Annotated in this window: 21 protein-coding genes; 12 read left to right on the top strand and 9 right to left on the bottom strand. The window is 73.1% G+C overall.

Annotated elements, in window-relative coordinates; translation table 11 throughout:
- From J0670_RS05270 to J0670_RS05250, 5 genes are all read right to left on the bottom strand, one after another.
- A partial coding sequence (locus tag J0670_RS05270) for an FAD-dependent monooxygenase (protein WP_207810090.1) occupies window positions 1–629 on the bottom strand: 629 nt, incomplete at its 3' end.
- 122 nt (window positions 630–751) lie between these two features.
- The gene (locus J0670_RS05265; RefSeq protein WP_207810087.1) at window positions 752–1,600 is read right to left on the bottom strand and encodes an amino acid ABC transporter permease; all 849 of its coding nucleotides are present in this window, start codon (window positions 1,598–1,600) and stop codon (window positions 752–754) included.
- Window positions 1,597–2,247 (bottom strand): amino acid ABC transporter permease, encoded by a 651-nt coding sequence (locus J0670_RS05260; RefSeq protein ID WP_207810085.1) that lies wholly within the window; start codon window positions 2,245–2,247, stop codon window positions 1,597–1,599. Before J0670_RS05260 ends, J0670_RS05265 begins: the two co-directional genes overlap by 4 nt.
- 47 nt (window positions 2,248–2,294) lie before the next feature.
- A complete protein-coding gene (locus J0670_RS05255; RefSeq protein WP_207810083.1) occupies window positions 2,295–3,200 on the bottom strand; it encodes a glutamate ABC transporter substrate-binding protein in 906 nt (301 codons plus the stop codon).
- Between the two features lie 136 nt (window positions 3,201–3,336).
- A complete protein-coding gene (locus J0670_RS05250; RefSeq protein WP_279382948.1) occupies window positions 3,337–4,113 on the bottom strand; it encodes an amino acid ABC transporter ATP-binding protein in 777 nt (258 codons plus the stop codon).
- 380 nt (window positions 4,114–4,493) lie between these two features.
- On the opposite strand from J0670_RS05250, the gene J0670_RS05245 reads away from it, so the two are divergent.
- Both J0670_RS05245 and J0670_RS05240 read left to right on the top strand, forming a co-directional pair.
- Entirely contained in the window at window positions 4,494–5,252 is a 759-nt protein-coding gene (locus tag J0670_RS05245) for a response regulator transcription factor (RefSeq protein ID WP_207810081.1), read from the top strand.
- Between the two features lie 6 nt (window positions 5,253–5,258).
- The gene (locus J0670_RS05240) at window positions 5,259–6,686 is read left to right on the top strand and encodes a HAMP domain-containing sensor histidine kinase (RefSeq protein ID WP_207810080.1); all 1,428 of its coding nucleotides are present in this window, start codon (window positions 5,259–5,261) and stop codon (window positions 6,684–6,686) included.
- 41 nt (window positions 6,687–6,727) lie between these two features.
- Here the strand turns inward: J0670_RS05240 and J0670_RS05235 are convergent, their stop codons facing one another.
- On the bottom strand, window positions 6,728–7,747 hold the full coding sequence (locus tag J0670_RS05235; RefSeq protein WP_207810078.1) for a TAXI family TRAP transporter solute-binding subunit: 1,020 nt from the start codon (window positions 7,745–7,747) through the stop codon (window positions 6,728–6,730).
- Between the two features lie 118 nt (window positions 7,748–7,865).
- On the opposite strand from J0670_RS05235, the gene miaB reads away from it, so the two are divergent.
- Both miaB and J0670_RS05225 read left to right on the top strand, forming a co-directional pair.
- A complete protein-coding gene (gene miaB / locus J0670_RS05230) occupies window positions 7,866–9,368 on the top strand; it encodes a tRNA (N6-isopentenyl adenosine(37)-C2)-methylthiotransferase MiaB (RefSeq protein WP_307806386.1) in 1,503 nt (500 codons plus the stop codon).
- Between the two features lie 79 nt (window positions 9,369–9,447).
- Complete coding sequence (locus J0670_RS05225) at window positions 9,448–10,146, top strand: hypothetical protein (RefSeq protein ID WP_207810074.1); 699 nt, start codon at window positions 9,448–9,450, stop codon at window positions 10,144–10,146.
- 15 nt (window positions 10,147–10,161) lie between these two features.
- Here J0670_RS05225 and J0670_RS05220 read toward each other — a convergent pair whose 3' ends face one another.
- On the bottom strand, window positions 10,162–10,416 hold the full coding sequence (locus J0670_RS05220) for an antitoxin (protein WP_207810072.1): 255 nt from the start codon (window positions 10,414–10,416) through the stop codon (window positions 10,162–10,164).
- A gap of 196 nt (window positions 10,417–10,612) precedes the next feature.
- Between J0670_RS05220 and miaA the strand changes: the two genes are divergently transcribed.
- The 5 genes from miaA to hflX all read left to right on the top strand — a co-directional run bounded on the left by miaA (window position 10,613) and on the right by hflX (window position 17,326).
- The gene (gene miaA, locus J0670_RS05215; RefSeq protein WP_207810070.1) at window positions 10,613–11,557 is read left to right on the top strand and encodes a tRNA (adenosine(37)-N6)-dimethylallyltransferase MiaA; all 945 of its coding nucleotides are present in this window, start codon (window positions 10,613–10,615) and stop codon (window positions 11,555–11,557) included.
- Between the two features lie 227 nt (window positions 11,558–11,784).
- On the top strand, window positions 11,785–12,297 hold the full coding sequence (locus J0670_RS05210) for a hypothetical protein (RefSeq protein ID WP_207810068.1): 513 nt from the start codon (window positions 11,785–11,787) through the stop codon (window positions 12,295–12,297).
- Between the two features lie 89 nt (window positions 12,298–12,386).
- Window positions 12,387–13,298 carry a diaminopimelate epimerase gene (gene dapF, locus J0670_RS05205; RefSeq protein WP_207810066.1) on the top strand — a complete coding sequence of 304 codons (912 nt, stop codon included), beginning with the start codon at window positions 12,387–12,389 and terminating at the stop codon, window positions 13,296–13,298.
- A gap of 192 nt (window positions 13,299–13,490) precedes the next feature.
- Window positions 13,491–15,827: a bifunctional (p)ppGpp synthetase/guanosine-3',5'-bis(diphosphate) 3'-pyrophosphohydrolase gene (locus J0670_RS05200; RefSeq protein WP_207810064.1), complete on the top strand. Its 2,337-nt coding sequence runs from the start codon at window positions 13,491–13,493 to the stop codon at window positions 15,825–15,827.
- Window positions 15,824–17,326, top strand: coding sequence for a GTPase HflX (gene hflX, locus J0670_RS05195; RefSeq protein WP_207810062.1), 1,503 nt, complete (start codon window positions 15,824–15,826; stop codon window positions 17,324–17,326). The genes J0670_RS05200 and hflX overlap by 4 nt, the downstream gene beginning before the upstream one ends.
- A gap of 69 nt (window positions 17,327–17,395) precedes the next feature.
- Here hflX and J0670_RS05190 read toward each other — a convergent pair whose 3' ends face one another.
- Window positions 17,396–18,514: a serine protease gene (locus tag J0670_RS05190; protein ID WP_207810061.1), complete on the bottom strand. Its 1,119-nt coding sequence runs from the start codon at window positions 18,512–18,514 to the stop codon at window positions 17,396–17,398.
- A gap of 40 nt (window positions 18,515–18,554) precedes the next feature.
- The gene (locus J0670_RS05185; protein WP_207810059.1) at window positions 18,555–19,727 is read right to left on the bottom strand and encodes a serine protease; all 1,173 of its coding nucleotides are present in this window, start codon (window positions 19,725–19,727) and stop codon (window positions 18,555–18,557) included.
- A gap of 241 nt (window positions 19,728–19,968) precedes the next feature.
- Here J0670_RS05185 and J0670_RS38945 point away from each other — a divergent pair, with 241 nt between their 5' ends.
- The 3 genes from J0670_RS38945 to J0670_RS05175 form a co-directional block, all read left to right on the top strand.
- The gene (locus J0670_RS38945; protein WP_374223065.1) at window positions 19,969–21,879 is read left to right on the top strand and encodes an IucA/IucC family siderophore biosynthesis protein; all 1,911 of its coding nucleotides are present in this window, start codon (window positions 19,969–19,971) and stop codon (window positions 21,877–21,879) included.
- Window positions 21,771–22,442 carry a GNAT family N-acetyltransferase gene (locus J0670_RS38940; protein ID WP_374223064.1) on the top strand — a complete coding sequence of 224 codons (672 nt, stop codon included), beginning with the start codon at window positions 21,771–21,773 and terminating at the stop codon, window positions 22,440–22,442. Before J0670_RS38945 ends, J0670_RS38940 begins: the two co-directional genes overlap by 109 nt.
- 9 nt (window positions 22,443–22,451) lie before the next feature.
- Window positions 22,452–23,524: lysine N(6)-hydroxylase/L-ornithine N(5)-oxygenase family protein (locus tag J0670_RS05175; protein ID WP_207810058.1), on the top strand; the 1,073-nt coding region annotated here is incomplete at its 3' end.

The raw sequence follows: 23,524 nt of genomic DNA, 5'->3' as shown, positions 1-23,524 counted from the left end.
GGACGGGCGGAGGCCTCGCGGTCGCCCCGCCACGGGGGTTCGCGGTGCAGCCGGGCGCCGTCGAAGGGCAGGTCGACCCGGACGGTGGCGATGGCGTTGCGGTCGACCGCCGGGCGGCCGGGGAAGCGGATCCTGAGCAGCTTGCGGACGGTGGACCTGGCGCCGTCGCAGCCGACCAGGTGGCTGCCGCGCCACCAGGTGGTGGAGCCGTCCTGGGTGCCGACGGTGCGGACGCTGACGCCGTCGCGGTCCTGTTCGAGTTCGACGACCCGGTTGAGCGGGACCAGCCGGACCAGCGGGGTGCCGGTGAGGGCGTCGCGCAGGCCGCGCTGGAGGCGGTGCTGGGGCAGGTGGAAGGTGGGGGAGTCGGTGAGGTCGATCCGCAGCACTTCCTGCCGGCGCCGCCAGATGGCGAAGGAGTCCCACAGGGCCGAGTCGGAGACGGCCCGGGAGTAGCCGATCCGGGTCAGGAAGGCGGTGGTGTCGGCTCCGAGCACGACGCTGCGCGGGCCCTCGGGGCAGAGCCCGGAGCCCTCGTCCAGGACGACGGTCGGCACCTCGTGCCGGGCGAGTGCGAGGGCCAGGGCCAGACCGACCGGTCCGGCCCCGACCACGATCACCGGGTCCATGACGGAACCTCCGGGCACGAACCGGCCGTTCGGCCGGCGTCAGTTACCGCTGCCGCATATGCCGCGTGGATGCTCCCGGGACGTGTCACGAAGAGCAATGCAACAGTTCGCCTGCGTGTCCGTCAAGCAGCAGGTGAAGTGCGCCGGTTCGCGCCGCGACGGCCGCGTGCTTCGATCCACCGCGCGAGCGCGGTCAGCAGCAGGCACATGGCGATGTAGATCGGGCCGATCACCAGGACCACGGGGATGTAGGGGAATCCGGCGGCGTTCATCGGCTGGCTGGCGATCTTCTTGCCGACGAACAGCAGCTCCTGGTAGGTGATGATCAGGCCGAGCGAGGTGTCCTTGAGGGTGACGACCAGCTGGCCGATCATCGAGGGCAGCATCGAACGGACGGCCTGCGGCACCAGGATGGAGGCCATCACCTGGGTCTTGCGCATCCCGAGGGCGTACGCCGCCTCGCCCTGGCCGCGCGGGACGGCGTTGACGCCGCTGCGGATGATCTCGGCCTGGACGGCGCCGTTGTAGAGGGTGAGGCCGAGCACCAGCGCCCACATCGACTGCTTGGCGAAGAAGGCGTAGTAGAGCGCGACGATCAGGATCAGCAGCGGCATCGCCCGGAAGAACTGGACGACGGCGGTGCAGACCCAGCGGACCGGCTTGTGGTCGGAGAGCTGGCCGGCCGCCAGCAGCGCGCCCAGGGCGAGCGAGAAGACCGCGGCCAGCCCGAAGGCCTTCAGGGTGGCCAGCAGGCCGTCCAGGATCATCTGCTGGACGAAGTTGTACTGGAACGGGTCCCAGAGGTCCGGGTCGAACTGTCCGTTGTCGTCGAGCGCGGTGAAGACGTACCAGAGGAGCCCGAGGATGCCGAGCACCGCGAGGACGCCGAACAGGCGGTAGCGGGCGCGGGCCTTCGGGCCGGGGGCGTCGTAGAGGACGCTGGCCGAGGCCTGTCGGTTCAGCAAACTCATCGGGCCACCGCCAGTCGGGATTCCAGGAAGCGGAAGAACGTGGCGACCGTCGCGCTGATCAGCAGGTAGGCGCAGGCCACCCAGAAGAAGATCGCGAAGATCGAGTAGCCGCGCTCGGAGAAGGTCTGCTGGGCGCTGTAGAGCTCACCGACGCTGAACGCGCCGGCGATCGCCGAGTTCCTCGGCAGGGCGATGAACACGCTGCTCATCGGGGCCAGGACGGTCCGGGCGGCCTGCGGCAGGACGACCAGGGTGAGGGTCTGGCCGAAGGTCATGCCGAGGCTGCGGGCGGCCTCCGCCTGGCCGAGCGGCACGGTGTTGATGCCGGAGCGGATCACCTCGCAGACGAACGAGGCGGTGTACCCGCCGAGCGCAAGCACCGCGAAGACCAGGTGGCTGAAGTGCACGCCGAGCGGCGGCAGGCCGAAGGTGACGGCGAAGAACAGCAGGGTCAGCGGGGTGTTGCGGAAGAGCGTCACCCAGGCGGTGCCGAAGGCGCGCAGGACCGGCACCGGGGAGACCCGGAAGGCCGCCAGCAGGGTGCCCAGCAGCAGGGCGAGCAGGGCGCTGAGCGCGCTCAGCTCGATCGTCTGCAGGAAGCCGTCGCGGAACAACGCGAAGTTGTCCTGCTCGAACAGGAACCCCATCCGGCGGCCCTCCTCTCACAGATGGTCAGAACGTCGGTCGGTGGTGGTCAGTAGCGTTCGAGGGCCGGGACGTCCGGGGCCGCGGAACCGGAGGCGCCGAGGGTCGCGTCGTAGGCCTTCTTCCAGTCGCCGTTGTCCTCGTGGGCCTTGAGGGCGTCGCTGATCGCGTCCCGCAGCGCCTTGTCGTCCTTGTTCAGGCCGACGCCGTAGTTCTCCTTGGTGAACGGCTTGCCGACCACCTTGAGCTTGGGGGCGTACTTGGAGGCGTAGCCCTTGAGGATCGCGTCGTCGGTGGTGACGGCGTCGACCTCGCCCGACATCAGCTTCTCGACGCAGGCCGAGTAGGTGTCGAACTGGGTGATCTTCGGGTTGTACTGCTGGATGTTCTTGATCGAGGTCGAGCCGGTGGCGGTGCAGACGTTCTTGCCGCTGGTGGACTCCGGGCCGGTGATCGAGGTGTTGTCGGCCTTCACCAGCAGGTCCTGGCCGGCGATGTAGTACGGGCCGGCGAAGGAGACCGACTTCTTGCGCTCGTCGTTGATGCTGTAGGTGCCGACGTAGAAGTCGATCTGGCCCTTGGCGATGGCCGGCTCGCGCTGGGAGGAGACCAGGGTCTGCCACTTGATCTGCTGCGGGGTGAAGCCGAGGTCGGCGGCGATCATCTTGGCGATCTCGATGTCGAAGCCGCTGCGGTCGCCGCTGGCGACGTCCTCCCAGCCGAGGTTGGGCTGGTCGGCCTTGGCGCCGATGATCAGCTGGCCGCGCTTCTTGGCCTCGGCTATGACCGGGGAGTCGATCTTGGCGTCGGTCTTGACCGTGTAGGTCGGCAGTGCCGGGGCGTTGCTCGCGCTCGCGGCGTTGGAGCTGGCGGGGGTGCCGTCCTTGCCGCAGGCGGCGGTGGCGGTGAGCGCGACGGCACAGAGCGCCACGGCGAGGGTACGAGAAGTCCTCATGCGGGGTGATCTCCTGGGGCTGGGCCGCGGCGTCAACCGGGCTCTGACGTCTGGAAGTTGTGCACGGGCGGCGGGGCGGCCTCGTCGTCGGGCCGGTCCTGCGTGGTCTGGAAGCGTCAGTGGTCTCGACGTGTTGTCAGTGGTGCAGGATCTTCGAGAGGAAGTCCTTGGCGCGGTCGGAGCGCGGCGCGGTGAAGAAGGCGTCGGGGGTGTTCTGCTCGACGATCCGGCCGTCGGCCATGAACAGCACGCGGTTGGCGGCGGAGCGGGCGAAGCCCATCTCGTGGGTGACCACGACCATCGTCATGCCGTCGGCGGCCAGCTGGCGCATGACCTCCAGCACCTCGTTGACCATCTCCGGGTCCAGCGCCGAGGTCGGCTCGTCGAAGAGCATCACCTTGGGCTTCATCGCCAGCGCCCGGGCGATCGCCACGCGCTGCTGCTGCCCGCCGGAGAGCTGGGCCGGGAACTTGTCCGCCTGCGCGCCGACGCCGACCCGGTCCAGCAGCTCCCGGGCGGTCCGCTCGGCCTGCGGCCGGGGCACCTTGCGCACCTTGACCTGGCCGATGACCACGTTCTCCAGCACGGTCTTGTGCGCGAACAGGTTGAAGCCCTGGAACACCATGCCGACCTCGGCGCGCAGCCGGGCCAGGTCCTTGCCCTCGGCGGGCAGCGGGCGGCCGTCGATGGTGATCGTGCCGGAGTCGACGGTCTCCAGCCGGTTGATCGTCCGGCACAGCGTGGACTTGCCCGAACCGGAAGGGCCGATCAGCACGACCACCTCGCCCTGGGCGATCCTGAGGTCGATGTCCTGCAGCACGTGCAGTGCGCCGTAGTGCTTGTTGACGTTGCTCAGCACGACCAGCGGGGCGGCGGCCGCGGGGGTGGAGTCCTCGACCGGGCTGTCGGTCATCGCGCCTGCTCCCTCTGTGTCGGATCGTGCCTACCCGAGAAGTCTCAACTCCCTTGGGTGGCAATGGTGGTACGAATCCGGGGGCCGCGGCCGGCGGAGCCGCAGCCCCCGGTGGGGCGACCATAGGAGTGCTGGCGGTGCCCCGTCAGCCGATCTGAGCGGAACTTGAGGATCACGAAACGGCCACACGGTGCGTACGCACTGTTCGCGCGGGCGTCGACGGGGCATGTCACAGCGGGAATCCGCACCGGTGCTCCCCGTCCCCCACGAGACCGGTGCGCGGTCGAACCTGGCGCCCGGCCGCCCGCTGGCCCATACTGCGCAGAACCGGGCCCGATGCGATCGGCCCGTGATCACGTGGGGGAAAGGAGGAGAACAGGATGCGACTACTGCTCGTCGAGGACGACGAACGCGTGGCCGCGGCGCTGGTCGCGGTGCTGGGCCGGCACGGCTTCCAGGTCCGGCACGCCCGCAGCGGGCACGAGGCGCTGGACGCCCTGGTGCCGGACGGCAACGAGCCGTACCGCGTAGTGCTGCTCGACCTCGGGCTGCCCGACCGCGACGGCTTCGAGGTGTGCAGCCGGATCCGGGCCGGCAGCGGCGTACCGGTGATCATGGTGACCGCCCGCGCCGACATCCGCTCCCGGATCCACGGCCTCAACCTGGGCGCCGACGACTACGTCACCAAGCCGTACGACATGGGCGAGCTACTCGCCCGCATCCACGCGGTCGCCCGCCGCGGCGCCCTTCCGTCCTCGGCGTCGGTGCCCGCGCCCGACGCCGTGCCGCGCCAGCGCGGCCCGCTGGAGTCCCGCGGCATCCGGATCGACCGGGAGCGCCGCCGGGTCAGCGTGGACGGCCGCGACGTGCCGCTCACCCGCAAGGAGTTCGACCTGCTCGCCCTGCTCGCCCAGAGCCCCGGCGTGGTCTACCGGCGCGAGCAGATCTTCAGCGAGGTCTGGCGCAGCGGCTGGGAGGGCAACGGCCGCACCCTCGAAGTGCACATCGGCTCGCTGCGCAACAAGCTCGCGCTGCCCGGCCTGGTCGAGGCCGTCCGCGGCGTCGGCTACCGCCTGATCCCCGACGGCCCGACGTCCACCGAGGCCGACCAGGCCCCGTCCGCCCCCGCGGAGCACTGACCGCACGTGCGCACCCGCCTGCTCGGCATCCTGATCGCCCTCATGCTGTGCGTCCTGGCCGCCCTGGGGCTGCCGCTCGCGGCGGCGTTCGCGGCCGCCGAGCAGAGCACGGTGGTCGTCGACCGGCTCGACGACGCCGCCCGCTTCGCCCAGGACCTGCCCACCTCCGGCGCCGCCGACTCCGCCCGCAAGGGCGAGCCGGAGCCCGCCCCCGGCGACCTCAGCCGGCAGCACGCGATCGACGCCGAGGTCCGGCGCTACTACGACCTGTACGGCGTGCGGCTGGGTATTTTCCAGCGCGACGGCGTGCCGATCTCCGTCGCGCCCGCCGACTGGCGGGTGCCCACCAGCGGCTGGGGCGCCCAGGCCTTCCAGGAGGCACTGGACGGGCGGCGCAGTCACAACCCGCCGCAGGTCTGGCCGTGGACCGAGGACCGCACGATCACCGTCGCCGCCCCGGTGGTGCGCGACGGCGACGTGGTCGCGGTGGTGCTGAGCGAGTCGCCGACCGGGGCGCTGCGGACCCGGGTGCTGCACAAGTGGCTGGTGGTCGCCGGCGGCGAGGCGGTCGCGATGATCGTCGCCGTCCTGCTGGCCGTCCGGCTCACCGAGTGGGTGCTGCGCCCGGTGCGCACCCTGGACCGGGCCACCCACGACATCGCCACCGGCCGGATGGCCGCCCGGGTCGCGCCCGGTGGCGGACCGCCCGAACTCCAGCGGCTGGCGCGGTCGTTCAACGAGATGGCGGACCACGTGGTGCACGCCATGGACCAGCAGAAGGCCTTCGTCGCGGACGCCTCTCACCAGCTGCGCAACCCCCTCTCGGCGCTGCTGCTGCGGGTCGAGGTGCTCGGCCTGGAGCTGCCCGAGGGCCACGAGGAGGAGCTCAGCGGCGTCCGGGAGGAGGGCGCCCGGCTGGCCCGGGTGCTGGACGACCTGCTCGGGCTGGCCACCGCCGAGCACGCCCGCCCCGAACCGGAGCAGACCGACCTCGCCCAGCTGACCCTGGCCCGGGTGGACGCCTGGCGGCCGGTCGCCGAGCAGCGCGGGATCGAGCTGCGCTGGGACGGCCCCGCGCTGGCGATCGGCATGGCGGACCCGATCGGCTTCGGCTCCGCGCTGGACGCCGTGCTGGACAACGCGCTCAAGTTCAGCCCGTCCGGCAGCCAGGTGCGGCTGCGGGTCGCGGTGCGCCGGGACGAGGTCGCGGTCACCGTCACCGACGCCGGGCCGGGCCTGACCGAGGACGAGCTGTCCCGGGCCGGCGACCGCTTCTGGCGCAGCCCGCGGCACCAGAACGTGGACGGCTCCGGGCTCGGCCTGTCCATCGCCCGCACCCTGCTGGCGGCCGGCGGCGGCTCGCTCGGCTTCGCCCCGGTCAAGCCGACCGGGCTCGCGGTGACCCTGGCGGTGCCGCGGCCGGTCAAGCCGTAGCCGGGGCTCCGAACCGTAGCTGCCGGGGCTTCGAGCCGTGGCTAGGGCTTCACCGAGCGGTAGTACCGCGCCGCGCCCTCGTGCAGCGGCAGCGGGTCGGTGTAGACGGCGGTGCGCAGGTCGACCAGCTGGGCGGCGTGCACCTGGGCGCCGATCTGGTCCCGGCTGTCGATCACCGCCCGGGTCATGCCCTCCACCAGGCCCGGGTCCACGTCGTCCCGGGTGATCAGCAGGTTGGGCACGGCCATGGTGGCCACGGCGTCCTTGGGCTCCGCGTTCGGATAGGTGCCCTTGGGCATGGTGGCCGCCCGGTAGGCGTCGGTGCCGCCGCCCTCCGCCTTGTGCAGGGCCTCGGACAGGTCGGCCAGTGGCACGATCCGGATCCGGACGTGGTCGGAGAGGTCGGTGAGCGCGCTGGTGGGCAGGCCGCCGGACCAGAAGAAGGCGTCCAGGTCGCCCGCGCGCAGCTTGTCGGCGGCGGCGCCGATGCCCGCCGAGACCGGGACTATGTCGTGGTCCGGGTCCAGCCCGGCAGCCGTCAGCAGCCGCCTGGTCACCAGGTTCACCCCGGACTGCGGCAGGCCGACGCCGACCCGCTTGCCCTTGAGGTCGGCGGTGCGGCGCACCGGGGAGGAGGCCGGGACGACCAGCTGGAGGTAGTCGTCGTACAGCCGGGCGATCGCCCGCAGCCGCTCCTTGCCGGGGCCCTGGTAGTCGGCGACCGCGTCGGCGGTGGCGATCGCGAAGGTGTCCTGGCCGGTGGCCACCCGGGTGAGGTTGTCCACCGAGCCCTCGGTGTTGTCCAGGGCCAGCCGCACCCCCGGCATGGTCCGGGACACATGGGCCTGGAGCAGCTGCCCGTACCGGTCGTAGACGCCGCGCTCCACGCCGGTGGCGAAGCGGGTCTCCCCGCGCGGGTACCCGGGCGAGCGGCCCGCCGACAGCCACCAGCCGCCCAGCCCCGCGACCAGCAGCACCAGCACCAGCACCGTCCGCCACAGCGGGCTGCGGGCCGCGCTGCGCAGGGCGGCGCCGAGACGGGACGGATTGGTGGGGGCCATGTAGGGATCCTGCCAGGCGCTCCGGCGGAACGGGAGGGGAACGACGGGTGGAAAGCTCCGGGACCGCTTGACGAAGATCCGGGGAATGGCGGTACGCGGCTGCCCGTACCCTGGTCTGGTGAGCGGTGAGAGCGGATTGAAGAGCTACAAGGTCGTCACGCACGGCTGCCAGATGAACGTCCACGACTCCGAGCGGCTGTCCGGCCTGCTGGAGGACGCGGGCTACGTCAAGGCCGGGCCGGACGGCGACCCGGACCTGGTCGTGTTCAACACCTGCGCGGTGCGCGAGAACGCCGACAACAAGCTGTACGGCAACCTCGGGCAGCTCGCGCCGGTCAAGGGCCGCCACCAGGGCATGCAGATCGCCGTCGGCGGCTGCCTGGCCCAGAAGGACCGCGAGACCATCGTCAAGCGCGCGCCCTGGGTCGACGTGGTGTTCGGCACCCACAACATCGGCCACCTCCCGGCGCTGCTGGAGCGGGCCGCGGTCGAGCGGAAGGCCCAGGTCGAGATCCTGGAGTCGCTGGAGACCTTCCCCTCCACGCTGCCCACCCGCCGCGAGTCCGCGTACGCCGCCTGGGTCGCCATCTCGGTCGGCTGCAACAACACCTGCACCTTCTGCATCGTCCCCGCGCTGCGCGGCAAGGAGGAGGACCGCCGCCCCGGCGACGTCCTCGCCGAGATCGAGGCGCTGGTGGACGAGGGCGTCATCGAGGTGACCCTGCTCGGCCAGAACGTCAACGCCTACGGCTCCGACCTGGGCGACCGTGAGGCCTTCTCCAAGCTGCTGCGCGCCGCGGGCCAGATCGAGGGCCTGGAGCGGATCCGCTTCACCTCGCCGCACCCGCGCGACTTCACCGACGACGTGATCGCCGCGATGGCCGAGACCCCGAGCGTGATGCACCAGCTGCACATGCCGCTCCAGTCCGGCTCGGACCGGGTGCTCAAGGCGATGCGTCGCTCCTACCGGCAGGACCGTTTCCTCGGGATCATCCGCAAGGTCCGCGAGGCGATGCCGGACGCGGCCATCTCCACCGACATCATCGTGGGCTTCCCCGGCGAGACCGAGGAGGACTTCGAGGAGACGATGCACGTCGTCCGCGAGGCCCGTTTCACCAACGCCTTCACCTTCCAGTACTCCAAGCGCCCCGGCACCCCGGCCGCGGAGATGGAGGACCAGGTGCCGAAGGAGGTCGTCCAGGCCCGCTACGACCGGCTGATCGCCCTCCAGGAGGAGATCTCCTGGGAGGAGAACAAGAAGCAGGTCGGCCGCACCCTGGAGATCCTCGTCGCCGAGGGCGAGGGCAAGAAGGACGACCAGACCCAGCGCCTCTCCGGCCGCGCCCCCGACAACCGCCTGGTGCACTTCAGTAAGCCGGACGAGCCGGTGCGCCCGGGCGACGTGGTGACCGTCGAGATCACCTACGCCGCCCCGCACCACCTGCTCGCCGAGGGCCCGGCGCTGGCGGTGCGCCGCACCCGGGCGGGCGACGCCTGGGAGAAGCGCCAGGCCAAGCCCGCGGACAAGCCGGCCGGCGTCATGCTGGGCCTGCCGAAGATCGGTGCCCCGGCCGAACTGCCGCTGGCCGCACCCGCAGGCGGCGCCTGCTGCGGCGACTGACGCGCGTGCCGTACGGACGGCCCGGTGGGAGCTTCGATTCCCGCCGGGCCGTCGTCGTTGGTGGCTTAGAGTGATCCACATGCTGGTATCCGCCGCCGTGTGCCCCTGCCCGCCGCTGCTCGTCCCCGAGGTCGCCGCCGGGGCCGCGCCCGAGCTGGACGGGCTGCGGGCCGCCTGTGACGAGGCGCTGGCGGCGCTGGTCGCGGCCGAACCGCAGCTGGTCGTGGTGGTCGGCACCGGGCCGGAGGCCGAGGTGTGGACCGAGGGCGGGGCCGGCTCCTTCCACCGCTACGGCGTGCCGCTGGTCGCCAAGCTGCCCGGCGGCCGGGTCGAGGGGCCGGAGCTGGCGCCCTCGCTGACCGTGGGGGCCTGGCTGCTGGAGCGCGCCGGGGTCACCCTGCCCACGCACGCCTGCGCGGTGCCCGCCGACGCCCCCACCGACCGGATGCTCGGGCTCGGCCAGGGCCTGGCCGGCCTCGCCGACCGGGTCGCCCTGCTGGTGCTGGGCGACGGCAGCGCCTGCCGCTCGCTGAAGGCGCCCGGCTACCTGGACGAGCGGGCCGAGGGCTACGACGCCGCGCTGGCCGCCGCCCTGGGCTCGGCCGACCTCCCGGCCCTCGCCGCCCTGGACGCCGCCCTGGCCGCCGAGCTCAAGGCCGAGGGCCGGGCGCCCTGGCAGGTGCTGGCTGGCGCCGCCGAGGGCGCCGGCCTCAGTGCGCGGCTGGGCTACCAGGACGCGCCGTACGGGGTCGGGTACTTCGTGGCGTCCTGGAGCTGAGCGCCCGGCGACCCCTTACGGCTGCGGGGCCTGCGGGGTCCCGCCCTCGTCGTGCGGCTTCGGCTTGTGGGCGAAGTCGCCCACGGCGTCCTTGGCCTTGCTGGCGCCGTGCTCGATCTTGTCGCTGTACTTGCCCTTGGTCGCCTTGTCGATCGCGCCGCCGGTCTTGTCCACGATCTGCTCGATCTGGTCGCTGTGCTTGCCCGCGAGCTCGCTGGCCTTCTCCTTGAGCTCCTCGGCCTTGCCCTTGAGGTTGTCCATCAGACCCATGTCGATCTCCTTCTCTCCCTGTCTCCTACCCAACGTCCGTGGTCGGCAAAGCGTTCGCAAAGCCGGACCGAGCTGCGGGAACGGCCGGAAACGGATCGGGAAACAGTCATATCGTCGCGCAGTCGGCGGCGATGGGCAGCCCGGAACCCGGTGCCGGGCCGCCGTCGTGAGATCGGGGCAGTGCGAGACTGGAGCGGTGAGCAGCTCCCGTACCCCGCGTGTCATCTGCATCGTCGGCGCGACCGCCGCTGGCAAGTCCGACCTGGCCGTCGCCATCGCCCGCAGCCTCGACGGCGAGGTGATCAACACCGACTCGATGCAGCTGTACCGGGGCATGGACATCGGCACCGCCAAGCTCACCGTGGACGAGCGCGGGGGAGTGCCGCACCACCTGCTGGACGTCTGGGACGTCACCGAGGCCGCCAGCGTCGCCGAGTACCAGCGGCTGGCCCGGGCCGAGATCGACCGGCTGCTCGCGGCCGGGCGCACGCCCGTCCTGGTCGGCGGCTCCGGGCTGTACGTGCGGGCGGCGATCGACGAGATGGAGTTCCCCGGCACCGACCCGGCGGTGCGCGCCCGGCTGGAGGCCGAGCTGGAGCAGGTCGGCCCGTACGCGTTGCACCGTCGACTGGCCGAGCTGGACCCGCCGGCCGCCGAGGCGATCCTGACGAGCAACGGGCGGCGGATCGTCCGCGCGCTGGAGGTCATCGAGATCACCGGGCAGCCGTTCACCGCCAACCTGCCGAGCAACACCGCCGTGTACGAGGCGGTGCAGCTCGGCGTCGCCGTGCCGCGCCCCGAACTGGACAAGCGGATCGCCCTGCGGGTCGACCGGATGTGGGAGGCCGGGCTGCTGGACGAAGTACGGGCACTGGAGCGGGTGGGCCTGCGGGAGGGGCGGACGGCGTCCCGGGCGCTCGGGTACCAGCAGGTGCTCGACCACTTCGCCGGCGAGTGCACCGAGGACGAGGCACGGGCCGAGACCGTCCGCGCCACCAAGCGCTTCGCCCGCCGTCAGGAGTCCTGGTTCCGCCGCGACGACCGGATCCACTGGCTCTCCCGTCCGGCCGGCACCGACCCGGTCGAGCTGCTGGAACGGTCCCTCGAACTGATCGACCATCAGGGAGTTCCGGCCGCGTAGGACGGGTTCCGGCCAATCCGGCGGTGCACCTGCGCGCGCAGGTGACCGTGCAGAACCAACCGGGGGTCACGGGCCGATCACGTGATGGCCACGGATCACCCGCCGACCCCGGACAGGCCCGGAACGCCCCTCTGGACATGCCATCATCGATGACGTAGGGGTCGGCCCGGGGGGCCGACCGTGCCCGGCCGCGAGTCCGCTCGTGTCGAACTGTCAGGGGAGGCCGAGTGTCGACAGGGACCGGCCCCGAATCCGGTCAGGGCGGGAGCGTCACCGCACCGGCCGAGGAGTTCGACGAGTCGACGATGGGTGACCTCCCCGTGCTGACCGGGCTGGAGGCGCCGACCTCGTACGCGACCGCGGTGCCCGTGCTGGACACCCGGACCCCGCCGGAGGGCGCGGTGCACGAACGGGAGATCCGACCGCTGCGCCGGCTGCGCTGGTGGCAGATCCTGCCGATCGCCCTGCTGGGCACCCTCGGCTCGCTGATGTTCGCCTTCCCGCTCGCCTTCGGCTCGGCCGGGGCGCGGGCCACCATGGTCGGGATGCTCGGGCTGCTGTTCACCGCCGCCTCGTTCGGCTGGGGCGCGATGGCCGCCCGGCACGCCGGCTACAAGTGGCCGGGACTGCCGCGCCGCGGCTCCGGCCGGCGGGCCGGCTGGAAGGCGATCGTGGCCTACACCCTGATCGCGCTGGCCGCCTGCGCGCTCGCGGCCTGGCGGGTCGCCTACCTGCGCTGAAGCCGGGGCCCGTACTCGCGCACCCGCGCCGGGGCCCGTACCCGTGGACCTGGGCTGAGGCGTCCGCCCGCCCTCAGTACCATCGGAGGGTGAGCGCTTCCTCTCCTCAGCGGGCCGGTCTCCCCTTCTTCAAGGGGCACGGCACCCAGAACGACTTCGTGATCGTGCCGGACCCGGACGGCGAGCTGGAGATCGGCCCGGAGGCCGTGGCCGCGCTGTGCGACCGGCGGGCCGGCATCGGCGGGGACGGGCTGCTGCGCGTGGTGCGTGCCGCCGCCGACCCGGCCTCCGCGGACCAGGCCGACCGGGCCGAGTGGTTCATGGACTACCGCAACTCCGACGGCAGCATCGCCGAGATGTGCGGCAACGGGCTGCGGGTCTTCGCCCGCTTCCTGGTCGAGGCCGGCCTGGCGAAGCCCGGCGAGCTGGCCATCGCCACCCGCTCGGGGGTGCTCACCGCGAAGGTCGCCGAGGACGCCGCGGACGGCACGCCCGGCGACGTCACCGTCGACATGGGCCGCGCCCGGCTGCCCGGACCGGACGGCATCGAGGTCGCGGTCGGCGAGCGCCGCTGGCCGGCCCTGAACGTCAACATGGGCAACCCGCACGCGGTGGCCTTCGTGGAGAGCCTGGACCACGCCGGCGACCTCTTCACCGCGCCGCTGACCAGCCCCGAGGGCGCCTACCCGGAGGGCGTCAACGTCGAGTTCGTGGTGGACCGCGGCCCGCGGCACGTGGCGATGCGGGTGCACGAGCGGGGCTCGGGCGAGACCCGCTCCTGCGGTACCGGTGCCTGCGCGGTGGCGGTGGCCGCGATCCGCCGGGACGGCGCCGATCCGGCGGTCACCGGCGAGGCGGTCGCGTACACCGTGGACGTGCTGGGCGGCCGACTGGTCATCACCGAGCACCCGGACGGCCGGGTGGAGATGACCGGCCCGGCGGTGATCGTGGCCGAGGGGCGGCTGGACGCGGGCTGGTGGGAGTCGATCCGCCGCGGCTGACGGCCCGGTTTGCCCAATTCGCGCGGTCACGAATCCCCCCGATCGGGTGATATCGGTCGCGGATGGGAATCAAGTCGTCGCAGAACGTGGTCTGCTCGGTAGCATGGACCACCGGGTCGATCACCCTGGGAGGGGTAGCAGGATCGCTCCCTTGGGAGGGGAAGCGCCCGGCGACCGTTGCCGGAGGTGCCGATGACCATCTCAGCCGGGCAGCCCCTGGGGCAGCCGACGACCGCACGGCAGGGAGGGGCCAGGTGGCCCCTCGGAGAGTTCGGCCTGGCCGCCCTCGGCCGGGCCGGGCGGGCCGCACTGCTGGCCACCGGCCGACAACCCGTGCCGGACGCCCTCGAACCACTGGTCCGGGCCCACCGCGGGCACCACCCGCAGGCCGACCTCGCGCTGCTCGCCCGGGCGTACCGGCTGGCCGAGGCCAGCCACCGCGGACAGCTGCGCAAGAGCGGCGAGCCGTACATCACCCACCCGCTGGCCGTCACCATGATCCTGGCCCAACTCGGCGCCGGGACGACCACCTTGGTCGCCTCGCTGCTCCACGACACCGTCGAGGACACCGAGTTGACCTTGGATCAGGTGAGCGCCGGATTCGGGCCCGAAGTCGCCTACCTGGTCGACGGGGTGACGAAACTGGAGAAGGTCGACTTCGGCGCCGCCGCCGAGGCCGAGACCTTCCGCAAGATGCTGGTCGCCACCGGGGACGACGTCCGGGTGATGGTGATCAAGCTCGCCGACCGGCTGCACAACATGCGCACCATCCGGCACATGAAGCCGGCCAGCCGGCTGCGGATCGCCAAGGTCACCCGGGACGTGCTGATCCCGCTGGCCGAACGGCTCGGCATCCAGGTGCTCAAGGCGGAGCTGGAGGACATCGTCTTCGCCACCCTGCACCCCGAGGAGCACGCCGACGCCCGGGCCCTGATGGCCGGTCACGAGGCCGAGCCGGACACCCTCCTGGAGCCCTTCGCCCGCCGGCTGGCCCGCCAGCTGGCCGAGGCCCGGATCGCCGCCGAGGTGACGGTACGGCCCCGGCACTGCGTCTCGCTGCACCGGGTGCTGCTCAAGCGGGCCGCCGCGCCCGGGCGGGACGGGAGGCCGCAGGGCCCGCAGCCGACCGACTTCGGGCGGCTGCTGGTGGTGGTCGAGGAGAACGCCGACTGCTACGCCGTGCTCGGCGAACTGCACACCTGCTGGACGCCGCTGCCCGGGGAGTTCAAGGACTTCGTGGCCGCCCCCAAGTTCAACCTGTACCAGTCGCTGCACACCGCGGTGGCCCTGGAGGACGGCGCGGTGGTCGAGGTGCTGGTGCGGACCCGGCGGATGCACGAGGTGGCCGAGACCGGCGTGGTCGCGCTCGGCGACCCGTCCCCGGCCGGCGCCGCCCAGGACGCCGACGAACTGGACCGCACCGACCCGGCCCGGCCCGGCTGGCTCAGCCGGCTGCTGGAGTGGCAGCAGGAGACGCCCGACCCGGACGCCTTCTGGTCCGCGCTCACCGCCGACCTGGCGGGTGACCGCGAGATCACCGTGGTGACGGAGTGCGGGGAAACGCTTCAGCTGCGGGCCGGGGCCAGCTGCGTGGACGCGGCCTACCTGCTCGGCGAGGAGACCGGCCACCGGTGCATCGGCGCCCGGGTCAACGGCCGGCTCACCGCGCTGTCCACCGTGCTGCAGGACGGGGACGTGCTCGCGGTGCTCACCGAGGGCGTCCAGCCGGGCGACGGGCAGCCCTCCGGGCCCTCGCCCGAGTGGCTGGCGCACGTCCGCACCCCCGCCGCCCGGCTGGCCATCGAACGCTGGCTGGCCGACCACCCCGCCGGGCTGCCGGTGGTGCGCACCGGCCCGGCCGGAAGCCAGCCCGCCCCGCCCGCGCACCGGGCCGACGAGCGCCGGGCGACCCCGGTCGAGGTCGTCGGACGGCCGGAGGCGCCGGTCCGGCTGGCCCGCTGCTGCACCCCGGTGCCGCCGGACGAGGTGGCCGGCTACCCGATCCGCGGCGGCGCGGTGGCCGTGCACCGGACCGGCTGTCCGGCCGGGCGGCGGCTGCGCGCGGACGGGCGCGCCGAGCTGGAGGTGCGCTGGCGGCCGGAGGGCGCCCCGGCGGCCGGCCACCGGGTGACCCTGCGGGCCGAGGCGCTGAACCGGCCCCGGCTGCTCGCCGACCTCACCGCGGCGATCTCCGCCGAGGGCGTCGGCATCGTCGCGGCCGAGGTCGAGCCGCCGCAGGAGCTGCGGGTGCGGCACACCTACACCGTCGAGCTGCCCGAGCCGGGCGCGCTGCCCGCCCTGATGAGGGCGATGCTCAAAGTGTCCGGAGTGTACGACGTGAGCCGCCCGCACGCGCCCGAAGGGACCCAGCCCCGGCACTCCTGGGGAAATGGGGGTGACCGGCCCGAGCCGGGCGTGCGACCATCGTGGGGAATTCACGGCCGGTCCACGGCGTTCTCAGGGCACAGGAGCCCCGGTGAGATCCAAGGGCCCTCGCCGAAGCACTCCAGCGACCAAAGGACAGAATGACCTCCACGTTCGACACCCGCGACCACGCCGACGCCCCGCGCCGCCTCGACGGTCTGCGGGCGGAAGCCCTCATGGACGAGGACCTCGCGGCCATCGACGAGGACCTCGGCCACACCTACGACGGCGACCAGTACGACCGCAGCGAGCGCGCCGCCCTGCGCCGGGTCGCCGGCCTCTCCACCGAGCTCGAAGACGTCACCGAGGTCGAGTACCGGCAGCTCCGCCTGGAGCGCGTGGTGCTCGTCGGCGTCTGGACGGACGGCACGCTGGAGGAGGCGGAGAACTCGATGGCCGAGCTCGCCGCGCTCGCCGAGACGGCCGGCTCGGAGGTGCTGGACGGCGTCATCCAGCGCCGCGACAAGCCCGACGCCGCCACCTACATCGGCTCCGGCAAGGCGCAGGAGCTGCGCGACATCGTCGCCTCCAGCGGCGCCGACACCGTGGTCTGCGACGGTGAGCTCACCCCCGGCCAGCTGATCCACCTGGAGGACGTGGTCAAGGTCAAGGTCGTCGACCGGACGGCCCTGATCCTGGACATCTTCGCCCAGCACGCCAAGTCCCGGGAGGGCAAGGCGCAGGTCTCGCTCGCGCAGATGCAGTACATGCTGCCGCGGCTGCGAGGCTGGGGTCAGTCGCTGTCCCGGCAGATGGGTGGTGGTGGCTCCGGCTCCTCCGGCGGCGGCATGGCCACCCGTGGTCCCGGTGAGACCAAGATCGAGACCGACCGTCGTCGGATCCGCGAGAAGATGGCGAAGCTCCGCAAGGAGATCGCCGACATGAAGAAGGGCCGCGACACCAAGCGCCAGGAGCGCAAGCGCCACCAGGTGCCGTCCGTGGCCATCGCCGGGTACACCAACGCCGGCAAGTCCTCCCTGCTCAACCGGCTCACCGGCGCGGGCGTGCTGGTGGAGAACGCGCTGTTCGCCACCCTGGACCCGACCGTGCGCCGGGCCCAGACCCCGAGCGGGCGGCTCTACACCCTGGCCGACACGGTCGGCTTCGTCCGGCACCTGCCGCACCACCTGGTCGAGGCCTTCCGCTCGACCATGGAGGAGGTCGCCGACGCGGACCTCATCCTGCACGTGGTCGACGGCTCGCACCCCGAGCCGGAGACGCAGCTGGCCGCCGTCCGCGAGGTCATCGTCTCGGTCGACGCGCAGAACGTGCCGGAGATCGTGGTGATCAACAAGGCGGACGCCGCCGACCCGCACGTGCTGCAGCGGCTGCTGCGCCGCGAGCCGCACGCCATCGTGGTGTCGGCCCGCAGCGGCGCGGGCATCGAGGAGCTGCTGAAGCTCATCGACGACGAACTGCCGCGCCCGGCCGTCGAGGTGCGGGCCCTGGTGCCGTACACCCAGGGGGCCCTGGTCTCCCGGGTGCACAAGGAGGGCGAGCTGCTCGGCACCGAGCACACCGGCGAGGGCACCCTGCTGCACGCCAAGGTACCGGCCGAGCTGGCCGCGGAGCTGGAGCACTTCGCGGTGGCCCTGCAGGGCTGATGACACGGGAGGGCCCCGGACGATCGCGTCCGGGGCCCTTCGCGTTCCGCGGTGTTCCCGGGGAGCGCGCTACCTGACGTTCTTGGCGAAGTAGTCGAACGCCTGCTTCGCCTGGTCCTGGAGCGAGGGCCCGGCCAGGTAACCGGCCGGGTTGCGGTCGCCCAGCGCGCTGACGCTGACCAGGTTGGGCTTGCCGTCCTTGGTGATGAACCAGCCGCCGCCCGCGGCTCCGCCGGTCATGGTGCAGCCGATCACGTACATCGGCGGCCGGCTCCGGTCGAAGGACAGCCGGCCGGGCGGGGCGGGGGAGACGCAGCGCTCCAGCTCCAGTCCGTCGAAGGGCCGCTCGACCGGGAAGCCGTAGGCGGCGGCCGAGGTGACCTGCTCGCGCGGGGCGTTGAACCACACCGGGACCGAGCCGCCGACCGCCTCCTCCAGGGACGGGCCGGAACCGGACTCGCCGCGCACCCGGATGATCCCGTAGTCGTACTGGCTGTGCGCGCCGGCGCCGCTCTCCTGCAGCCAGGTCGGCGACACCAGCGCGCGCACCGCCGTCCAGCGGCCGTACGGGGCGGCCTGCTGGTCGGGGGACGGCTTGCCGCGGGTCGCCCTGCCGTCCCGGTTGTAGCCGGGGACGAAGACCAGGTTCTTCGCCCAGCCGCCGCCCTTCCCGTCGTGCAGGCAGTGCGCGGCGGTGTAGACCAGATTGCTGCGGCCCGGGTTGAGCGGGTCGGAGACCACCGTGCCGGAGCAGGCGGCGTCGCCCTGGCCCGTGGTCAGGAACAGCCGGCCGACCACCGCCGCGTCGGGGCCGTACGGGTGCGGCTGGGGCTCGGCCGGGACGGCGGTCGGCGGGGCGTCCCGCTGGACGGTCTGCGGCGAGGTGGAGGCCGGCGAGTACTCCGGGGTGGCCCGGGCCCGGGCGGCGTCCATCCGGGCGGTCGTCCAGTAGCCCGGGGCCGCCTGGCCGGTGAAGCCGCTCTCGGCGACGTACCGGGCCCAGTCCTCCAGCTTCCAGCCGCTCAGGTCGCCCAGGCTGGTCGGCGCGGCCTTGGGCAGGGCGGCGGGCGGCGGGGCCGGAGCGGCCGGGCCGTCCGGTCCGCAGGCTGCCGCGCTGAGCGTGAACGCGGCGAGCAGCGCGGCGCCGGCCGTGGTGAGCCGGCGGGCCCTGCTGCTGGTGATCGGCATGGTGCGTCGTCCCCCGTGGTGGTGCCGGCCGTCGGTGCGGCTACTGCTTCCTGGAGATCCAGTCCAGGGCCTGCTTGGCGACCGTCTCCAGGTACGGGCCGCTCAGCGAGGTGTGGTCCTGGGTGCCGATCGAGGTGTTGCTGACCAGGGCCGTCCGGCCGTCCGGCATGGTGGCGAACCAGCCGCCGCCGCTGGAGCCCTGGGTCATGTCGCAGCCGATGGTCAGCATGGCCGGGCGCTTGGCGTCGAAGGACAACCGGGTCGGCTTGCCGCCGTCGCACCGGTACAGCTCCTGGCCGTCGAAGGGCTTGACCAGCGGGTAGCCGGAGGCCGAGACCTTGAGCTGGTCGCGGGGCGCGTCGAACCACACCGGGGCGGCCGAACCGACCGTCTCCTCCAGGGACTTGCCGGTGTCGTTCTGGTTGTGCACCCGCATCACGGCGAAGTCGTACTGGTTGGCGGCGTCACCGGTGGGACCGCCCTCGACCATCCACTGCGGGGAGGTGACGACCTGGTCGGCCCACCAGGTGCCGAGCGGGGCGAGCTCGGACAGCGGGGCCTTCCTGCCGCCGCTGGAGGCGCCCGAGTTGTTGTAGGCGGGGACGAACACCAGGTCCTTGTAGAAGTTGCCGCCCTTGCCCTCGTGCACGCAGTGGGCGGCCGTCCAGATCAGGTTGCTCTTGCCCGGGTGCTGCGGGTCGGCGATCACCGTGGCCGAGCAGTTGCCGCGGCCGCCCTGGGCGGAGAAGAACACCTTGCCGGAGGGCTGCTTGAGGTAAGGGCGGGGCACCGGCACGGCCTTGACCACGGTCGGCTCCGGGTCGGTCGTGGATCCGTCGGCGGCCGGCTTGGCGGTGGGCGGGGCCGGGTCGGCGGGCTTGGCGTCGCCCATCTTGTCCGGGTTCCAGAAGTCCTTCACCACCGGGTTGTTGAAGACGTGCTTGGACGCCCACTTGTCCCAGTCCTCGTACTTCCACTTCCGCAGGTCGTCCCAGGTCTTCGGCAGGCCCTCCAGCAGGCTGGTCGGCAGGCCGGAGGGCAGGGTGATCCCGCCGATGACGCCGCCGCCCCCCGGGGCGGTCGTCTCGGTGGCCACGGGCGGCGCGGCGTGCCCGCCGTTGCCGGCCGGACCGTCGGGCCCGCAGGCGCTCGCGGCGAGCAGCGCTCCCGTGACGAGCGCGGCGGCCAGGGCTGACCGGTGGATCGATGGCATCTGTGCGCTTCCCCCTGTGCTCGGTCGGACTGTGGTGCGGCGGCTCGCCGCCCTGGAGTCTTCCATTGCAGACCAGGACGGTCGGCGCCGCCCCCGGGGTTGCGCTGCTGACCGGAGGTCATCGATCCGTGATGGGGGAGCGGCCCGACCCACCGCTACAGCAAGGTGGTGCCGTCAGGGGGTGGACAATCCTCGATCTTCACCTGGACGAGTGAGCCTTCCTTGTGATCACCCGTCAGGGATAGGTAACCCTTACCTGACGCGACGGTGCGAGCGCCCGCCGATCCCCTCCACCACCAGCCCGCGTCGGCACCCCCACGCGTCCCAAGGAGCAGCCTTGAGCACCGCCCTCACCGGAGCCCCGCCCGTACCGTCGCAGCCCGTGGACCCCACCCGGCAGCCGAAGAACGCGCCGGGGCCCGACCCGCTGCTGCACCCCGATCCCGCCGTCGCCGCCGAACAGGCCGCCCTGGAGGCCCTGTTGCGCTGCTGGACGCGGGAGACCGGAGCCCGGCCCGGCCCGGACGGCCGACTGCGGATCGACGTCCTCGGCGGCGCCGCCCGGCTCACCGTGCCGGTCCGCTACTGGTCGCCCGGCGGCTGGCACCGCTTCGGCCCGGCCACCCTCTCGGCCGGAGAGGGAACCGCCGACGCCCCGGTGGACGCCGTCACCACCGCCGCGTTGCTCGCCGCCGCGGCCGCCGAACGGCCCGACCCCGGACAGGTCGCCGACCTCGCCGCCCGGGTCGCCGACTCGGTCATGCGCACCACCGAGATCCTCGCCCACCGCCGCACCGCCGCCGAACCCGGCGGGCCGGAGCGCTCGCACTTCCTCGCCGCCGAACAGGGCCTGCTGCTCGGCCACCCGCTGCACCCCACCCCGAAGAGCCGCGACGGCCTCGGCCCGGCCCAGAGCGCCGCCTACTCGCCCGAACTCCACGGCTCCTTCCAGCTGCACTGGTACGCGGTCGACCGCGAACTGCTCGCGACCGGCTCGGCCGTCGCCGAGAGCGCCGACCGGCTCACCGCCGCCCTGCTCGGCGACCACGCCGCCCTGCCGCCCGGCACCGCCGCCCTGCCGCTGCACCCCTGGCAGGCCCGGGAACTCGCCCACCGCCCGGTCGTCGCCGAACTGCTCGCCGACGGGCTGCTGCACGACCTCGGCCCGGCCGGCGAGCCCTGGTACCCCACCTCCTCGGTGCGCACCGTCTACCGGCCCGGCTCGCCGTGGATGCTCAAGCTCTCGCTCGGCCTGCGGATCACCAACTCCCGCCGGGAGAACCTGCGCAAGGAGCTCCACCGCGGCCTGGAGGTGCACCGGCTGCTGGAGAGCGGACTGGCCGCCGAATGGCGGGCCGCCCACCCCGGCTTCGACATCGTCCGCGACCCGGCCTGGATCGGCGTCGACCACCCCGGCCTCGGCGACCCGGGCGGCCTGGACACCGTGCTGCGCGCCCAGCCGTTCGCCCCGACCGACCGCGCGCTGTGCGTGGCCGGGCTGATCGCCGAACAGCCGCTCGGCACCGGCACCACCGTGCCGTCCCGGCTCCGCGACACCCTGCGCTCGCTCGCCGCGCGCTGCGGCCGGCCGCTGCGCACCGTGGCCGCCGAATGGTTCCTGCGCTACCTGGAGGCGGTCGTACTGCCCGTCCTGTGGCTGGACGGGCGGGGCGGCATCGCCCTGGAGGCGCACCAGCAGAACAGCCTCGTCCTGCTGGACGCCGAGGGCTGGCCCTGCGGCGGCCGCTACCGCGACAACCAGGGCTACTACTTCCGGGAGAGCGCCGCCGAGCGTCTCACCGCCCGGCTGCCCGGGCTCGGCGCCGAGAGCGACACCTTCCTGCCCGACGCGGTGATCGACCACCACTTCGCCTACTACCTCGGCATCAACCACGTGCTCGGCCTGATCGGCGCCTTCGGATCCCAGCAACTCGCCGACGAGACAGTGCTGTTGGCCGGACTGCGCCGGTTCCTCGCCGGCCCGCAGGCGGCCGCCACCGGCTCGGCGCTGCCCGCCCTGCTGCTGGACGCGCCCACCCTGCCCTGCAAGGCCAACCTGCTCACCCGGATCAACGGCCTGGACGAACTGGTCGGCCCGGTCGCCACCCAGTCCGTGTACGTGGACATCCCCAACCCGGTGGCGGGCCTCTGATGCTGGACGACCTGCCCGGGTGGGGCGCCGTCCCCACCCCGGCCGGCGAGTTCCGGCTCAACCCCGTCCGGCTGCCCGCCGACCTGGAACTGCTCGCCGGGTGGATGAACGACCCCGAGGTCGACGAGTTCTGGGAGCTCGCCGGGCCGCCCGCCGTCACCGAGCGGCACGTCCGGGCCCAACTCGACGGCGACGGCCGCAGCGTGCCCTGCCTCGGCCTGCTCGACGGCGCGCCGATGAGCTACTGGGAGGTCTACCGCGCCGACCTCGACCCGCTCGCCCGGCACTACCCGGCCCGGCCGCACGACACCGGCGTGCACCTGCTGCTAGGCCCCGCCGCCAGCCGCGGCCGGGGCCTGGGCGCCGTCCTGCTGGCCGCGCTCGCCGACCTGATCCTCGGTCAGTACGGGCACTGTGGACGGATCGTGGCCGAACCGGACGTGCGCAACCGGCGCTCCGTCCGGGCCTTCGAGCGGGCCGGATTCCGAGCCGCCGCCGAACTCGACCTGCCCGGCAAGCGCGCCGCCCTGATGATCCGCGACCGAGACTTACTCCCCGCCTAGGACACCCCCGTGGACACCTCGACACCCCCTCCGTACGACCTGCTCGGCGTCGGCATCGGCCCGTTCAACCTCTCGCTCGCCGCACTCTCCGAGCCCGTACCCGGCCTGCGCACGCTCTTCTGCGACCAGCGCCCGGAGTTCCGCTGGCACCACGGCATGCTGGTGGACGGGGCCCGGATGCAGGTGCCCTTCCTCGCCGACCTGGTCTCCCTGGTCGACCCGACCAACCCGTGGTCCTTCCTCAACTACCTGCGCGCCCAGGACCGGCTGTTCCCGTTCTACTTCGCCGAGCGCTTCCAGCTGCCCCGCCGCGAGTACGACCACTACTGCCGCTGGGCCGCCGAACGGCTGGCCAACTGCCGCTTCGGCACCGAGGTCACCGCCCTGCACTGGGAGGACGGCCTGTTCCAGGCCGAGCTGACCGACACCGCGACCGGCCGGCGCTCCACCGCACGGGCCCGCAACCTCGCCCTCGGCGTCGGCACCCGGCCCGTGCGGCCCGAGGCCTTCACCGCCCTGGCCGGCCACCCGGGCGCCTTCCACTCCGCCGACTACCTGGACCGCCGCGAGGACCTCGCCGGCGCCCGGGACATCACCGTGGTCGGCAGCGGGCAGTCCGGCGCCGAGGTCTTCCTCGACCTGCTGCGCCGCCACGACGGCGACGGCGTCCGGCTGCGCTGGCTCACCCGGACCAGGGCACTGGCGCCGATGGAGTACTCCAAGCTCGGCCTGGAGCACTTCACCCCCGACTACACCCGCTACTTCCACGGCCTGCCCGCCCCCGTCCGGGACGCCCTGGTCGCCGCCCAGTGGCAGCTGCACAAGGCCGCCAGCGCCGAGACCCTCGCCGAGATCCACGACCACCTCTACGAGCGCACCATCGGCCGCCCGATCGACACCGCCCCGGTCGAGATCACCCCCGGCACCGCCGTCACCGACGCTCGCCCCGGCCCCTGCGGCGGCCTCGAACTGCGCTGCCGGCACACCGACTCCGGCACCGAGCACGTGCTGCGCACCGACGCGGTGGTGCTCGCCACCGGCTACCGGGCCGCCCGCCCGGCCGCGCTGGAACCGCTCGCCCA

This window comes from Streptomyces sp. FH025 (assembly GCF_017427025.1).
In the GTDB taxonomy this organism is placed as follows: domain Bacteria; phylum Actinomycetota; class Actinomycetes; order Streptomycetales; family Streptomycetaceae; genus Kitasatospora.
Note: the sequence above shows the minus strand (reverse complement) of the source record. Positions and strands in the feature narration are given on the sequence as shown.